This is a genomic window from Sphaerotilus sp., assembly GCF_034519685.1.
Lineage (GTDB): Bacteria > Pseudomonadota > Gammaproteobacteria > Burkholderiales > Burkholderiaceae_C > Sphaerotilus.
In genome coordinates this window covers 1,045,415-1,058,923 of the sequence record NZ_JAXHOF010000006.1, presented here as the reverse complement: position 1 = coordinate 1,058,923, position 13,509 = coordinate 1,045,415, and the positions used below count along the sequence as shown (strand labels likewise).

Genomic DNA, 13,509 nt, shown 5'->3' with positions numbered 1-13,509 from the left:
GCTTTGTTGCACAACTCCGCCGAAGCCGAGTTTCCCCTGACCCCAGACGGAGTTACGCCACAGCCTGCGTCACCGGGGTGCCCAGGTGGGTGAAGCGGTTGAGCACCGCAGCCCGCACCTGCAGCTCCACCACCTGACGCTCGAAGGTGCGCGCCATCACCCGCTCGCCCAGCAGCTTGAAGCAGCGCATCTTCGTCTCCACCAGCGAGCGCCGGTGGTAGCCGCTCCACTTCTTCCAGATCCCCCGGCCCAGCCGGTTCGTCGCCCGCAGTATCTCGTTGCGCGCCGCCGCCCCCGGCCGCTTGGCCTTCCACGGCTGGGCGTTCTTGCGCGTCGGTATCACCGCCTCGGCCCCTCGTTCGGCGATCGCGTCGTGGCAGTCCTGCGTGTCATACGCCCCGTCCCCGCTCACCGACAGCACCACCTCCTCTGCCGGAATCTGCCCGAGCAGCTCCGGCAGCATCGGCGCGTCACCCACGCTGTTGTCCGTCACCTCGATCGCCCGGATCTCCAGCGTCTCGGCGTCGATCCCCAGGTGAACCTTGCGCCACTGCCTGCGGTACTCCGCCCCGTGCTTCTTGGTCTTCCACTCGCCCTCGCCCAGCATCTTGATCCCCGTGGAATCCACCAGCAGGTGCAGCCCGCCCCGGCTCGGCCGCGCCGTGATCTCCACCGTCAGCCGCTTCTCGCGCCGGCTCATCGTGCTGTAGTCCGGTGCCTGCCAGTCCAGCCCCGACAGCCCCAGCACGCTCTGCACGAACCCCTGCGTCTGGCGCAGCGCCAGTCCGAACAGCACCTTCATCGTCAGGCAGCACTGCACCGCCGCGTCGCTGTACGTCGCCGGTCGCCCCGGCTTGCCGCTGACCGGCGCAGCCTGCCACGCCATGTCCCGGTCCAGCCACATCGTCAGCGAGCCCCGCGCCCTCAGCGCCTTCGTGTACGGCGCCCAGTTCTTCGTCACGTACTTCTGCTTTGCTGGCTTGCTCATCCTGTCAGCCTACCTCACCGCTCGACCATCGGCCGGCGGGGTGGGTTGTGCAACAAAGCCGGTACCAGGTCAATTGTGCAAGCACCTCTTGCACAATTGACCGCTCGGGCCAAGCCGCAGCAAAACCCCGCATGTACTTCAGGTTGCGCGGCGAGAACCCCTTCATGTCAGGAAAAACGTCTCGCAAATCTGCTGACAGGCGATCAATGACGCGAGTGCCCCAGCCTTCACGGGTCTGCTTGTCGAGAACCCGCTGACCGATGTCCCAGTACAACAGCACCATCGCCACATTGCTGCTCAGCACCACCCGCAGTCGCTCGCTGCGGATCCGCCGCTTCAGTTCGGTCAGCATGTCGGCGTAGCCGCTTGGTGTCTCCGCAGCACCCGGCGCCACCGGAAACATCACGGTTCGGTCAACGCGGCCACGCTGTCGGCGTGGAGGTTGTTCAGAACTCATGCCCCATCCCTCCCAGCTTCCACCGAATCACCAGCGCCCACCACCTCCCACCGCCCCGCCTTGGTCGGCCCCACATGCCGGACACGCCCCGAGGCCCGCAGTCGGGTCAGGTGGTACTTCACGCCACTGTCGGACAGGCCAACTTTGGCGGCAAGCACTTTGCGCGTGATCTGCGGCTCGGCGATCAGGAGCGCCAGGATGGCAGCTTGCGCAGACAGGATTGGCGTCTCTTCGGTGCGTTCTTGGACAGTTTCTTGGACAGTTTCTTGGGCAGTGCCTGGCGTTACAGCACCCCCAAACGACGGCCGCCCGAACACCGCCACGAACAACCCCGCGATCTGCCTGAACCCGACCGTGGGCGCGTTCTGCAGCATCAGCGGCATCCCCCGGCCCCAGGCTTCGATCAGTTGAATGCGGCGCAGCAGGTCGGCGATCAGCGGATTGCGGCGGCGGGAGACGTTGCCTTGGCGGATGTCTTCGATCGTCAGGCCGTCCAGCAACAAGCCAGGGTTGCGGATCTCGACCCGGTCCTTGAACACCGCGACGTGGATGTAGTCCGGATCACGCCAATCCCGGTGACAGAACGCATTGACCACCGCCTCGCGCACCGCCGCCATCGAGATTTCAGGCACGTCCACCCGCAGCATCCCCTCCAGACGCATTCCGATGTGGATGTTCTTGAGGATGTACTTCTGCGCCTCGTCGATCAGTTCGAGCAGATCGCCGTCGAAGTCGTGCCGATCAATCAGCGTGGCACTGTCGGTGTTGGCAAAAACGGCGCAGCGCAACTGGATCGAAGCAGCCTTGGCGAACATCAAGCGCGCAGCGTTGAGAACGCGCCCGTCCTTCACCAGTTCGAGCTTGGCCAGCGCGTTGTCGGCACTGTCCCACGGCAAGCCGGCGCGTTCGACAAAACGGCGGATCTTGGCCTCGTCGAGCGCGCCAGGCGCCACGTCACAGGGCTGGCTGTCCCAGCGCAGCGCCAGCCGGTGCTGTTCGACGATGAGGTGTTGCAGTGCCCTCGCACTGAGCTGGCGGTCTTCGTCGGCCACCCGCATCCAGGCCCGCCCGTAGGCAAAGTACGGCGCATCGGGGCCACTGAACCGGACGCGGATGCAGGTCTTGTCGCCACGCTGCTGGGCACTGACCTCAGGGTAGACCTTGGGTTCGACATGCGCCGCGATCGCCTGCGACAGATCGCGCAAGGTCTTGTCGGTGACGGCCAGCCCGACAGGCGCGCCACTGGGCGCCACCCCGAACCACAGCTCACCCGTGCCGTGCTTGTTCAGCATCGCCACCATCGACACCAGGCCCTCCTTGAGTTCGGCCAGGCTCTTCTTGAGTTCGAGGGTTTCGCTTTCCAGCAGCAGATCAGAACGCATACCCCAGCCCCCCCAGCTTGGCTCGAATCACCAGATCCAGCGCCGCCCCCTTCGCCATCTGCTCCCCGAGCTTCTCCGTCAGCCCGCGCATCTTGGCCTCGAAGTCCTCGTCGTCGTCCTCCACGGCCTCCGCGCCCACATAGCGCCCCGGCGTCAGCACATGCCCGTGCTCGGCGATCTCGGCGAGCCGGACACTGCGGCAATACCCCGCCACATCGGCATACACCCCCGCCCCGCCCTCACCGCGCCACGCCGCCACGGTCCCCGCGATGCGCTCGATCACCGCGTCGGTCAGCGCGCACTGCACCCGGCTGATCATCGTCGCCAGCTTGCGCGCATCGATGAACAGCACCTCGCCCCGCCGCGCCCGCTTGGACTTGGCCAGGAACCACAGGCACGCCGGGATCTGCGTGTTGAAGAACAACTGCCCCGGCAGCGCCACCATCACCTCCACCACGTCCGCCTCGACCATCGCCGCGCGGATCTGCCCCTCGCTGTTCTGGCTCGAACTCATCGACCCGTTCGCCAGCACGATGCCCGCCCGGCCATTCGGCGCCAAGTGGTGGAGCATGTGCTGCAGCCACGCATAGTTGGCGTTGCCGGCCGGCGGGTCGCCGTACTGCCAGCGCGCGTCGCCCATCAGGCTGGCGTGCCACCAGTCGCTGATGTTGAACGGTGGGTTCGCCAGGATGAAGTCGGCGCGCAGGTCCGGGAACTGGTTGCGCGAGAAGGTGTCGGCCGGCTCCCGCCCCAGGTTGAAGTCGATGCCGCGGATCGCCAGGTTCATCGCCGCCAGCCGCCACGTCGTCGGGTTGGCCTCCTGCCCGTAGATCGACACGTCGCCCATCTTGCCGCCGTGCGCCTCGATGAATTCCTCGCTCTGCACGAACATCCCGCCCGAGCCGCAGCACGGGTCGTACACCTTGCCGTGGTGCGGCGCGAGCACGGCCACCAGCGTCTTGACGATGCTGCGCGGCGTGTAGAACTGGCCGCCGCGCTTGCCCTCGGCGCTGGCGAACATGCCGAGGAAGTACTCGTAGACCTGCCCGAGCACGTCCCGCGCCTCGCCCGCCGTCGCCCCGAAGCCGATCGTGGACACCAGATCCACCAGCTCGCCCAGCTTGCCGTCCGGCAACTGCGCCCGGGCGTAGCGCTTGTCGAGGATGCCCTTGAGCTTCGGGTTCTCGGCCTCGATCACCGACAGCGCCTCGTCGATGCGCCGGCCGATGTCGGGCTGCTTGGCCGCCGCGCGCAAGGCCTCCCAGCGCGCCGCGTCGGGCACCCAGAACACGTTCGCCTCGCGGTAGTAGTCGCGGTCTTCGAGTTCGGCGGCAATGTCTTCCGCCGCCGCCTCGCCGTAGAAATACTCGTCGTCCGGATCGGCCAGCCGCCGCGTCAATTCCGCGTGCTTGGCCTGGAAGGTGTCGGAGATGTACTTGACGAAGATGAGGCCGAGCACGAGATGCTTGTACTCGGCGGCGTCCATGTTGGCGCGCAGCTTGTCGGCGGTCGCCCAGAGGGTCTTTTTGAGGTCATCGAGCATGGTGCGCGGAATTCTGCACGACACGCCAGCCCCGACCTTGCGCATGGACGAGAAAAAGCCCCGTAAATCAACGACTTACGGGGCTGGTTCTGGTGGGCGGTGCAGGGTTCGAACCTGCGACCCCTGCCGTGTGAAGGCAGTGCTCTACCGCTGAGCTAACCGCCCGAAACTGGTTCGGGTTTGCTGCGTTGACCTTGTTCAGGTGCGCTGCAGCCAGAACGCGATTATGCCATTGTCTTTTTCAGCCTGACAAGCCCCTCAGGCCAGAATCGTTCGCCAGACCGTCTTGCCGCCGCTGGCCTTGTCCAGATCGGCCAGCACCTTGCCATGCAACTCGACCTCGTCCGCGCTGGCGCGCAGCACCGGCAGCGTGAAGCGCGACAGGTCGATGCTCAGGTCCGCCTCGTCCGTGGAGCCGCCGCCTTCGTCCTGTCCGTCGTCGGCGTCGATGACCAGCGTGTTCTGTCCGCGGGTCATGCGGATGTAGACCTCGGCCAGCAGCCCCGCGTCCAGCAGCGCGCCGTGGAAGGTCCGGTTGGTGTTGTCCACCTCCAGGCGTCGGCACAGCGCGTCCAGTGAGTTCGCCTTGCCCGGGTACTGCTCGCGCGCCATCACCAGCGTGTCGAGGATGCCGCCGACCAGCTCGGCCACCTTCGGCTGCTGCACCCGGCGCAGTTCGGCGTTCAGGAAGCCGACGTCGAAGGCCGCGTTGTGGATGATGAGTTCCGACCCGCGCACGAACTCGACGAACTCCGCCGCCACCTCGCGGAACTTGGGCTTGTCGGCGAGGAAGGCGTCGGTCAGGCCGTGGATGCGGATCGCCTCCTCGTTGCCGGGGCGCTCGGGGTTGAGGTAGAGGTGCAGGTGGCGGCCGGTCAAGCGCCGGTTGACCATCTCGATGCAGCCGATCTCGACGATGCGGTCGCCCGTCTCCGGGTTCAGGCCGGTGGTTTCGGTGTCGAGGAAGATCTGGCGCATGGCGGACTCAGTGGTTTTCGCGGGCGTGGTTGATCGTGTACTTGGGGATCTCGATGACGAGATCCTTCTGCGCAACGATCGCCTGGCAGCTCAGGCGCGAGTCCGGCTCCAGCCCCCAGGCGCGGTCGAGCAGGTCTTCCTCGGTCTCGTCCATCTCGTTGAGCGACGCAAACCCCTGGCGCACGATGACGTGGCAGGTGGTGCAGGCCGCACTCATGTCGCAGGCGTGTTCGATGGCGACGCCGTTTTCCAGCAGCGCCTCGCAGACCGAGGTGCCCGGCGCGACGGTGAGGCTGGCGCCCTGGGGGCAGAGTTCGGCGTGGGGCAGGATCTTGATGGTGGGCATGGTGGTCGGGGAAGCGGTGGCGCGTCGGGTTCAGACGTCGTCGAGGCGGCGGCCGGTCAGGGCCTGCTGGATGCCGCGGTTCATGCGCACGGCGGCGAAGCGCTCGGTGCCTTCGGCCAAGGCCTTGGTGGCGGCGTCGGTGGCGTTGGCATCTTCACCGCGCGCCGTTTCAGCAAGGGCCATCAGCAGCCGGTCGATCCGAATGCGCTCGTCTTCGTCCAGCAGGTCGCCATCGGCCTGCAGCGCCGCGTTGGTCGCCAGCGCCATGCGCTCGGCTTCGACGCGGGCCTCGGTCAGCTTGCGGCGATGCATGTCGCCCTCGGCTTCGGTGAAGCTCTCGCGCAGCATGTTGGCCACCTGGTCATCGCTCAGGCCGTAGCTCGGCTTGACGACGATGGAGGCCTCCACGCCGCTGCCCTGCTCGCGGGCGCTGACGGACAGCAGACCATCGGCATCGACCTGGAACGTGACGCGGATGCGCGCAGCACCCGCCGCCATCGGCGGAATGCCGCGCAGCTCGAAGCGCGCCAGCGAGCGGCAGTCGCTGACCAGCTCGCGCTCGCCCTGCACGACGTGGATGGCCATCGCGGTCTGGCCATCCTTGAAGGTGGTGAATTCCTGCGCCTTGGCGGTCGGCAGCGTCGAGTTGCGCTCGATCACGCGCTCGACCAGCCCGCCCATCGTCTCCAGCCCGAGCGACAGCGGCGTCACGTCGAGCAGCAGCATCTCGCCGTCCGCCGCATTTCCCGCCAGCGCATTGGCCTGGATCGCGGCGCCGAGGGCGACCACTTCGTCCGGGTTCACGTTGACCAGCGGCTCGCGGCCACAGAACGCCGCCACGGCCGCGCGCACGACCGGCATGCGCGTCGAGCCACCGACCATCACCGCGCCCTGCACCTCGTCCGGCGTGACCTTCGCGTCGCGCAGCACGCGCTTCATCAGCGTGAGCGTGCGGCGGGTCAGCGCGTCGGTGGCGGCCTCGAACTCGCTGCGCGTCACGGTCTGCGTCAGGGCGACCGCGCCGCTCAGCGTGGCGTGCACAGTGGTTTCATCGGCGCCGGACAACGCTTCCTTGGCCGCACGCGCCGCCGTCAGCACGACGCGCTTGTCATGGGCGTCCAGCGCATCGAGCGTGGGCAGGCCGGCATGCTCCAGCAGCCACTGCGCCAGCCGCATGTCGTAGTCATCGCCGCCGAGCGCCGAATCACCGCCCACCGCCACCACCTCGAACACACCACGCGACAAGCGCAGCAGCGAGATGTCGAAGGTGCCGCCGCCGAGGTCGTACACGGCGTAGAGGCCCTCGATCGCGTTGTCCAGCCCGTAGGCGATGGCCGCGGCGGTCGGCTCGTTCAGCAGGCGCAGCACGTTCAGGCCGGCGAGCTGCGCCGCGTCCTTCGTGGCCTGGCGCTGCGCGTCGTCGAAATACGCGGGCACGGTGATCACGGCGCCGAACAGGTCGTCGTTGAAGGTGTCCTCGGCCCGGTAGCGCAGCGTCGCCAGGAGTTCACCCGACACCTCGACCGGCGACTTCACGCCCTCGCGGGTCTCAATGGCGACCATGCCCGGCTGGTCGACGAAGTGGTACGGCAGGCGCCCGCGGTCGGCGATGTCGGCCAGCGCGCGGCCCATGAAACGCTTGACCGACACCAGCGTGTTGTGCGGATCGTCGGCCTGCGCCGCCAGCGCCTCGGCGCCGATCTGGCGGCGCCCCTCACCCAGGTAGCGCACGGCCGACGGCAGGATCACCCGGCCCTGCGCATCCGGCAGGCACTCGGGCAGGCCGTGGCGCACGGCGGCGATCAGCGAATGGGTCGTGCCCAGGTCGATGCCCACGGCGATGCGGCGGGTGTGCGGATCAGGCGTCTGCCCGGGTTCGGAGATCTGGAGGAGGGCCATGGGAGACGGGAATGCGCGGGGGGCGCTATTGTCCCAGCGCGTCGAGGCGCCGGTCCACGTCGGCGGCAAAGCGCACGACAAACATGAGCGCACGCACCTGCGCAGCCGCGGCTGTCCAGTCTTGGCGCTCGTCGATCAAGGTGGCAAGCTGCTGGTGCAGGTGGCGCTGGTGGGCGTTCACGTCATCGGCCAGCGCTTCGACAGCGTCCAGCGTGCGGGCGTCGTCAAGCGCCTCGCGCCATTCCATCTGCTGCATCAGGAATGCGCCGGGCATGGCGGTGTTGTTTTCCGCCTCGATCGGCGCACCGTGCAGTTCGCACAGATAGGCCGCGCGCTTGAGCGGATCCTTCAGGCGCTGGTAGGCCTCGTTGACGCGGGTCGCCCACTGCATGGCCACACGCTGGGCGGTGCCACCCTCGCTGGCGAACCGGTCGGGGTGGACCTCGGCCTGGAGTGCCTTCCAACGGGCGTCCAGCACTGCACGGTCCTGCGCAAACCGCACCGGCACGCCGAACAGGTCGAAATCAGAGTCGGAGAGCTTCACACCCGGAACGATTCACCGCAACCGCAACGGTCCTTCTCGCGCGGATTGTGGAACTTGAACCCTTCGTTCAGCCCTTCGCGCACGAAGTCGAGTTCGGTGCCTTCGAGGTAGGGCAGGCTCTTCGGGTCGATCAGCACCTTGACGCCACGGTCCTCGAACACGACATCCTCGGGAGCAACCTCGTCGGCGTATTCGAGCTTGTAGGCCAGGCCCGAGCAGCCCGTCGTCTTGACGCCCAGGCGCACGCCGACGCCCTTGCCCCGGCGGGCGATGTAGCGCGACACATGGCGTGCCGCCGATTCAGAGAGCGTGACGGCCATGGCGGAACTCATTGGGCCGTGGCAGCGGTGGCGTGCCGGGCCTTGTAGTCGTCGACGGCGGCCTTGATCGCGTCTTCGGCCAGGATCGAGCAGTGGATCTTCACCGGCGGCAGCGCCAGCTCCTCGGCGATCTGGGTGTTCTTGATCGACAGGGCCTCGTCGAGCGTGCGGCCCTTGACCCATTCGGTCACCAGCGACGACGAGGCGATGGCCGAGCCGCAACCGTAGGTCTTGAACTTGGCGTCCTCGATCAGCCCGGTGGCCGGGTTGACCTTGATCTGCAGCTTCATCACGTCGCCGCAGGCCGGTGCACCCACCATGCCGGTGCCCACGTCCTCGTCGCCCTTGTCAAAGCCGCCGACGTTGCGGGGGTTTTCGTAGTGGTCAATGACCTTGTCGCTGTATGCCATGGTGATTCTCCTGATGCCGAAGCCGTGATCCAGTGCCTGCGCTCAGTGCGCGGCCCACTGGATGGTGCTGATGTCGATGCCGTCCTTGTACATGTCCCACAGCGGCGACAGCTCGCGCAGTTTGGCGACACGGTCCTTCAGCGTGCTGACCGCGTAGTCGATTTCCTCGACCGTGGTGAAGCGACCGATGGTCATGCGCAGGGACGAATGCGCCAGTTCATCGCTGCGGCCAAGCGCACGCAGCACATAGCTCGGCTCCAGGCTCGCCGACGTGCAGGCCGAGCCCGACGAGACCGCCAGCCCCTTGACGCCCATGATCAGCGACTCGCCCTCGACGTAGTTGAACGAGATGTTGAGGTTGTGCGGCACACGGCGCGTCAGGTCGCCGTTGACGAACACCTGCTCGATGTCCGACAGGCCGTCCAGCAGGCGCTTGTGCAGCGCGGTGATGCGGGCGTTTTCCTCGGCCATTTCCCGACCGGCAATCTCGAACGCCAGCCCCATGCCGACGATCTGGTGCACCGGCAGACTGCCCGAACGCATGCCGCGCTCATGGCCACCGCCGTGCATCTGCGCCTCGATGCGGATGCGCGGCTTGCGGCGCACGTACAGCGCGCCCATGCCCTTCGGCCCGTAGCTCTTGTGCGAGGCCAGGCTCATCAGGTCGACCGGCAGCGTGCCCATGTCGATCTCGACCTTGCCGGTGGCCTGCGCGGCATCGACGTGGAAGATCACGCCGTGTTCGCGGCAGATCGCGCCGATGGCCGGGATGTCCTGGATCACGCCGATCTCGTTGTTCACGAACATCACCGAGGCGAGGATCGTGTCGGGCCGGATCGCCGCCTTGAACTTGTCCAGATCGAGCAGCCCATTGGCTTCGACGTCGAGGTAGGTCGCCTCGAAGCCCTGGCGCTCCAGTTCGCGCACGGTGTCGAGCACGGCCTTGTGTTCGGTCTTCACCGTGATGATGTGCTTGCCGCGCGTCTTGTAGAAGTGCGCGGCGCCCTTCAGGGCCAGGTTGTTGGACTCGGTCGCGCCCGAGGTCCAGACGATCTCGCGCGGATCGGCCTTGATCAGCCCGGCCACCTGCGCCCGCGCCTTCTCGACCGCCTCTTCCGCTTCCCAGCCCCAGGCGTGCGAGCGTGATGCCGGATTGCCGAAGTGCTCGCGCAACCACGGAATCATCGCGTCCACCACGCGCGGATCGACCGGGGTCGTCGCGCCGTAGTCCATGTAGATCGGAAAGTGCGGAGTCATGTCCATGATGAACCTGGTCGTCCTGCTGCGCCTGCTCCCCCGAGCAGCGCGCTACAGAATCTGTGTGATTACTTGGTGAGTGCCGATCCCAGCGCAAACACCGAATTGGGCGCCGTGATCTTGATCGGCTTGACCACGGGCTGGCTGGAGATGGCGCGCTTGACGGGCGCCTCTTCCACCGACACGCCGCGGTTGAGCTGGTCGTCGACCAGACTCTTCAGCGAGATCGAGTGCAGGTGTTCCAGCATCTTGGCGTTCAGGCTCGCCCACAGGTCGTGTGTCATGCAACGGCCCGCGTCCTCGCCCATGCAGTTCTCGCCGCCGCCGCAGCCGGTGGCGTCGATGGCCTCATCCACCGCGACGATGATGTCCGCCACGGTGATGTCCTCGGCCTTGCGGCCCAGCGAGTAGCCGCCCCCAGGGCCTCGGGTGCTCTCGACCAGTTCGTGCCGGCGCAGCTTGCCGAACAACTGCTCCAGGTAGGACAGCGAGATCTGCTGTCGTGCGCTGATCGCAGCCAAGGCCACAGGCCCGCTGTGCTCACGCAAGGCAAGATCAATCATCGCGGTGACCGCGAAGCGGCCTTTGGTTGTCAATCGCATGGCTTTAAGCTCCTGTAACTCGCGTTTGGCGCCGCAGCGGGTGGCCACGGGCCAAGGCAGCAAGTCGGGTTGGACCCTCGCCTCTTTCCCGAGTGTTTTACTCGATTATAGCGAAGTGCGCCGCCTGTCACAGCCGTGACGTCAACGGGCACCCTGAGGCGAGTACAGGTATTCGAGCAAGCCATCGCACGCAAGTTCCACCAGATCCAGAACATGTTCGAACCCCGGGGCGCTGCCGTAGTACGGATCGGGAACGATCAGGCCGGATCCGGACGGAGCAAAGGACATCAGCAGGCGGATCCGGGCCGTGGCGTCCGCGGGGGCCTGTGCCTGCAGATGCTCCAGGTGCGTGCGGTCCATGGGCACGATCAGGTCAAAGCGGCGGAAATCGTCCTCGACCACCGGGCGCGAGCGCAAACCCGCGAGGTCATAGCCACGCCGCGCCGCATGGGCGATGCTGCGCGGGTCTGGCGGGTGCGCAGCGTCGCGGGAGGTCCGTGTCCCGGCCGAGTCGACCACGATCCGCCCGTGCAGCCCGGCGCGGTGCACTCGGTGGCGAAGGATCACCTCGGCCGTGGGCGAGCGGCAGATGTTGGCCGTGCAGACCATCAGCACCCGCTGGACCGCGCTCATCGGCCCGCCTTCGGCATGAGCACCGCGATCTGGTCACCGCCCGACGCCCCGAACGCCTGCTCGCGCAACAGCGCCAACTGGTCGCGCAAGCGGGCGGCCTTCTCGAATTCGAGGTTCTTCGCGTGGTCGAGCATCTGTTTCTCCAGCAGCTTGATGCGCTTGCCCAGGTCTTTTTCGGACAGGACTTCCACCTCGGCCGCCGCGTGCAGTTGCTGGAGCGACTGCAGGTCATCCTTGCCCGACTTCTCGCCGTAGACGCCGTCGATCAGCTCCTTGACGTGCTTGCGGATGCTGGTCGGGGTGATGCCGTGGGCCTCGTTGTGCACGATCTGCTTGGCACGGCGGCGCTCGGTCTCGTCGATGGCGCGGCGCATCGAATCAGTGATGCGGTCGGCGTACAGGATGGCGTGGCCGTGGAGGTTGCGCGCGGCCCGGCCGATGGTCTGGATCAGGCTGCGCTCGGACCGCAGAAATCCTTCCTTGTCCGCATCCAGAATCGCCACCAGCGACACCTCGGGAATGTCCAGCCCCTCGCGCAGCAGGTTGATGCCCACCAGCACATCGAACGTGCCCAGCCGCAGGTCGCGCAGGATCTCGACCCGCTCCACCGTGTCGATGTCCGAGTGCAGATAGCGCACCTTCACGCCGTTTTCGCCCAGGTAGTCGGTGAGCTGCTCGGCCATGCGCTTGGTCAGCGTCGTGATCAGCACCCGCTCGCCCACCTCGACCCGCAGGCGGATCTCCTGCAGCACGTCGTCCACCTGCGTGGTGGCCGGGCGCACCTCGACCACCGGGTCGACCAGCCCGGTCGGCCGCACGACCTGCTCGACCACCTGACCAGCGTGGCTGTTCTCGTACGCGGCGGGCGTAGCCGACACGAACACCGCCTGGCGCATCTTGGTCTCGAACTCCTCGAACTTCAGCGGGCGGTTGTCCAGCGCGCTCGGCAGGCGGAAGCCGTATTCGACCAGCGTGGACTTGCGCGCCCGGTCGCCGTTGTACATGCCGCCGAACTGGCCGATCAGGACGTGGCTCTCGTCCAGGAACATCACTGCGTCCGGCGGCATGTAGTCCACCATCGTCGGCGGCGGGTCACCCGGCTTGGCGCCCGAGAGGTGGCGCGTGTAGTTCTCGATGCCCTTGCAGTGGCCGACCTCCTGCAGCATCTCCAGGTCGAAGCGGGTGCGCTGCTCCAGCCGCTGCGCTTCGACCAGCTTGCCCTGCGCGACGTATTCGGCCAGCCGATCGCGCAGCTCGACCTTGATGCCCTCCATCGCCTCCAGCACGCGCTCACGCGGCGTCACATAGTGGCTCGCCGGGTAGATGGTGAAGCGCGGCACCTTCTGGCGGATGCGGCCGGTGAGCGGATCGAAGAGCTGCAGCGTCTCGACCTCGTCATCGAACAGCTCCAGCCGCACCGCCAGCTCCGAGTGCTCGGCCGGGAACACGTCGATCGTGTCGCCGCGCACGCGGAAGGTGCCGCGGGTGAAGTCGGTCTCGTTGCGCGTGTACTGCATGCGGATCAGTTGCGCGATCACGTCACGCTGGCCGATCTTGTCGCCGACACGCACGATGAAGCGCATCTGCGTGTAGTCCTCGGGCTTGCCGATGCCGTAGATGGCGCTGACCGAGGCGACGATGATGGTGTCGCGCCGCTCCAGCACGCTCTTGGTCGCGGACAGGCGCATCTGCTCGATATGCTCGTTGATCGCGCTGTCCTTCTCGATGAACAGGTCGCGCTGCGGGACGTAGGCCTCGGGCTGGTAGTAGTCGTAGTAGCTGACGAAATACTCGACCGCGTTCTTGGGAAAGAACTCGCGGAACTCGGCGTAGAGCTGGGCGGCCAGTGTCTTGTTCGGCGCGAAGATGATCGCCGGGCGGCCGAGGCGGGCGATGACGTTGGCCATCGTGAAGGTCTTGCCCGAGCCGGTCACGCCGAGCAAGGTCTGGAAGGTCAGGCCGTCCTGCACGCCTTCGACGAGCTGGTCGATGGCGGTCGGCTGGTCACCCGCCGGCGGATACGGCTGAAAAAGCTGAAAGGGCGAGCCTGGAAACGACACGAACTGCCCCTCGGGTGCCGGCTCCGTACTCTCGATCGCATCAACGTGGCTCATGGATTTCCCGACCCGCCGTAAAATCGGCGCAACCGC

Annotated in this window: 14 protein-coding genes and 1 tRNA gene; all 15 read right to left on the bottom strand. The window is 66.8% G+C overall.

Annotated elements, in window-relative coordinates:
• Positions 1 to 52 precede the first annotated feature (52 nt).
• Positions 53 to 988 (bottom strand): IS5 family transposase, encoded by a 936-nt coding sequence (locus U5O44_RS15965; protein ID WP_322586607.1) that lies wholly within the window; start codon positions 986 to 988, stop codon positions 53 to 55.
• A 4-nt stretch (positions 989 to 992) separates the two neighbouring features.
• A complete protein-coding gene (locus tag U5O44_RS15960; protein WP_322589404.1) occupies positions 993 to 1,445 on the bottom strand; it encodes a DUF1016 N-terminal domain-containing protein in 453 nt (150 codons plus the stop codon).
• On the bottom strand, positions 1,442 to 2,827 hold the full coding sequence (locus U5O44_RS15955; protein ID WP_322589403.1) for an ATP-binding protein: 1,386 nt from the start codon (positions 2,825 to 2,827) through the stop codon (positions 1,442 to 1,444). Before U5O44_RS15955 ends, U5O44_RS15960 begins: the two co-directional genes overlap by 4 nt.
• Entirely contained in the window at positions 2,817 to 4,370 is a 1,554-nt protein-coding gene (locus tag U5O44_RS15950) for a class I SAM-dependent DNA methyltransferase (RefSeq protein WP_322589402.1), read from the bottom strand. Before U5O44_RS15950 ends, U5O44_RS15955 begins: the two co-directional genes overlap by 11 nt.
• 90 nt (positions 4,371 to 4,460) lie before the next feature.
• Positions 4,461 to 4,535 (bottom strand) — tRNA-Val (locus U5O44_RS15945).
• 93 nt (positions 4,536 to 4,628) lie between these two features.
• On the bottom strand, positions 4,629 to 5,348 hold the full coding sequence (gene dnaQ, locus U5O44_RS15940) for a DNA polymerase III subunit epsilon (RefSeq protein WP_322589401.1): 720 nt from the start codon (positions 5,346 to 5,348) through the stop codon (positions 4,629 to 4,631).
• A gap of 7 nt (positions 5,349 to 5,355) precedes the next feature.
• Positions 5,356 to 5,694 carry an ISC system 2Fe-2S type ferredoxin gene (gene fdx / locus U5O44_RS15935; RefSeq protein WP_322589400.1) on the bottom strand — a complete coding sequence of 113 codons (339 nt, stop codon included), beginning with the start codon at positions 5,692 to 5,694 and terminating at the stop codon, positions 5,356 to 5,358.
• Positions 5,695 to 5,724: 30 nt separating this feature from the next.
• Positions 5,725 to 7,593 (bottom strand): Fe-S protein assembly chaperone HscA, encoded by a 1,869-nt coding sequence (gene hscA / locus U5O44_RS15930; protein ID WP_322589399.1) that lies wholly within the window; start codon positions 7,591 to 7,593, stop codon positions 5,725 to 5,727.
• 25 nt (positions 7,594 to 7,618) lie between these two features.
• Positions 7,619 to 8,137: a Fe-S protein assembly co-chaperone HscB gene (hscB, locus tag U5O44_RS15925; RefSeq protein ID WP_322589398.1), complete on the bottom strand. Its 519-nt coding sequence runs from the start codon at positions 8,135 to 8,137 to the stop codon at positions 7,619 to 7,621.
• Positions 8,134 to 8,457, bottom strand: coding sequence for an iron-sulfur cluster assembly protein IscA (iscA, locus tag U5O44_RS15920; RefSeq protein WP_322589397.1), 324 nt, complete (start codon positions 8,455 to 8,457; stop codon positions 8,134 to 8,136). The genes hscB and iscA overlap by 4 nt, the downstream gene beginning before the upstream one ends.
• Before the next feature lie 8 nt (positions 8,458 to 8,465).
• Positions 8,466 to 8,867 (bottom strand): Fe-S cluster assembly scaffold IscU, encoded by a 402-nt coding sequence (gene iscU, locus U5O44_RS15915; RefSeq protein ID WP_322589396.1) that lies wholly within the window; start codon positions 8,865 to 8,867, stop codon positions 8,466 to 8,468.
• Positions 8,868 to 8,909: 42 nt separating this feature from the next.
• Positions 8,910 to 10,130 (bottom strand): IscS subfamily cysteine desulfurase, encoded by a 1,221-nt coding sequence (locus U5O44_RS15910; protein WP_322589395.1) that lies wholly within the window; start codon positions 10,128 to 10,130, stop codon positions 8,910 to 8,912.
• 62 nt (positions 10,131 to 10,192) lie between these two features.
• Complete coding sequence (locus U5O44_RS15905; protein ID WP_322589394.1) at positions 10,193 to 10,726, bottom strand: Rrf2 family transcriptional regulator; 534 nt, start codon at positions 10,724 to 10,726, stop codon at positions 10,193 to 10,195.
• Positions 10,727 to 10,867: 141 nt separating this feature from the next.
• Positions 10,868 to 11,359, bottom strand: a complete 492-nt coding sequence (locus U5O44_RS15900; RefSeq protein ID WP_322589393.1) for a low molecular weight protein-tyrosine-phosphatase — start codon at positions 11,357 to 11,359, stop codon at positions 10,868 to 10,870.
• Positions 11,356 to 13,473 carry an excinuclease ABC subunit UvrB gene (gene uvrB, locus U5O44_RS15895; RefSeq protein WP_322589392.1) on the bottom strand — a complete coding sequence of 706 codons (2,118 nt, stop codon included), beginning with the start codon at positions 13,471 to 13,473 and terminating at the stop codon, positions 11,356 to 11,358. The genes U5O44_RS15900 and uvrB overlap by 4 nt, the downstream gene beginning before the upstream one ends.
• Between the last annotated feature and the right edge of the window lie 36 nt (positions 13,474 to 13,509).

Bases quoted from the DNA above. Each gene is read 5' to 3' on its own strand.
- U5O44_RS15950 (WP_322589402.1), bottom strand. From the start codon at position 4,370: ATGCTCGATGACCTCAAAAAGACCCTCTGGGCGACCGCCGACAAGCTG.
- dnaQ (WP_322589401.1), bottom strand. From the start codon at position 5,348: ATGCGCCAGATCTTCCTCGACACCGAAACCACCGGCCTGAACCCGGAG.
- hscA (WP_322589399.1), bottom strand. From the start codon at position 7,593: ATGGCCCTCCTCCAGATCTCCGAACCCGGGCAGACGCCTGATCCGCAC.
- iscU (WP_322589396.1), bottom strand. From the start codon at position 8,867: ATGGCATACAGCGACAAGGTCATTGACCACTACGAAAACCCCCGCAAC.
- fdx (WP_322589400.1), bottom strand. From the start codon at position 5,694: ATGCCCACCATCAAGATCCTGCCCCACGCCGAACTCTGCCCCCAGGGC.
- U5O44_RS15955 (WP_322589403.1), bottom strand. From the start codon at position 2,827: ATGCGTTCTGATCTGCTGCTGGAAAGCGAAACCCTCGAACTCAAGAAG.
- iscA (WP_322589397.1), bottom strand. From the start codon at position 8,457: ATGGCCGTCACGCTCTCTGAATCGGCGGCACGCCATGTGTCGCGCTAC.
- U5O44_RS15910 (WP_322589395.1), bottom strand. From the start codon at position 10,130: ATGGACATGACTCCGCACTTTCCGATCTACATGGACTACGGCGCGACG.
- U5O44_RS15905 (WP_322589394.1), bottom strand. From the start codon at position 10,726: ATGCGATTGACAACCAAAGGCCGCTTCGCGGTCACCGCGATGATTGAT.
- uvrB (WP_322589392.1), bottom strand. From the start codon at position 13,473: ATGAGCCACGTTGATGCGATCGAGAGTACGGAGCCGGCACCCGAGGGG.
- U5O44_RS15960 (WP_322589404.1), bottom strand. From the start codon at position 1,445: ATGAGTTCTGAACAACCTCCACGCCGACAGCGTGGCCGCGTTGACCGA.
- U5O44_RS15900 (WP_322589393.1), bottom strand. From the start codon at position 11,359: ATGAGCGCGGTCCAGCGGGTGCTGATGGTCTGCACGGCCAACATCTGC.
- U5O44_RS15965 (WP_322586607.1), bottom strand. From the start codon at position 988: ATGAGCAAGCCAGCAAAGCAGAAGTACGTGACGAAGAACTGGGCGCCG.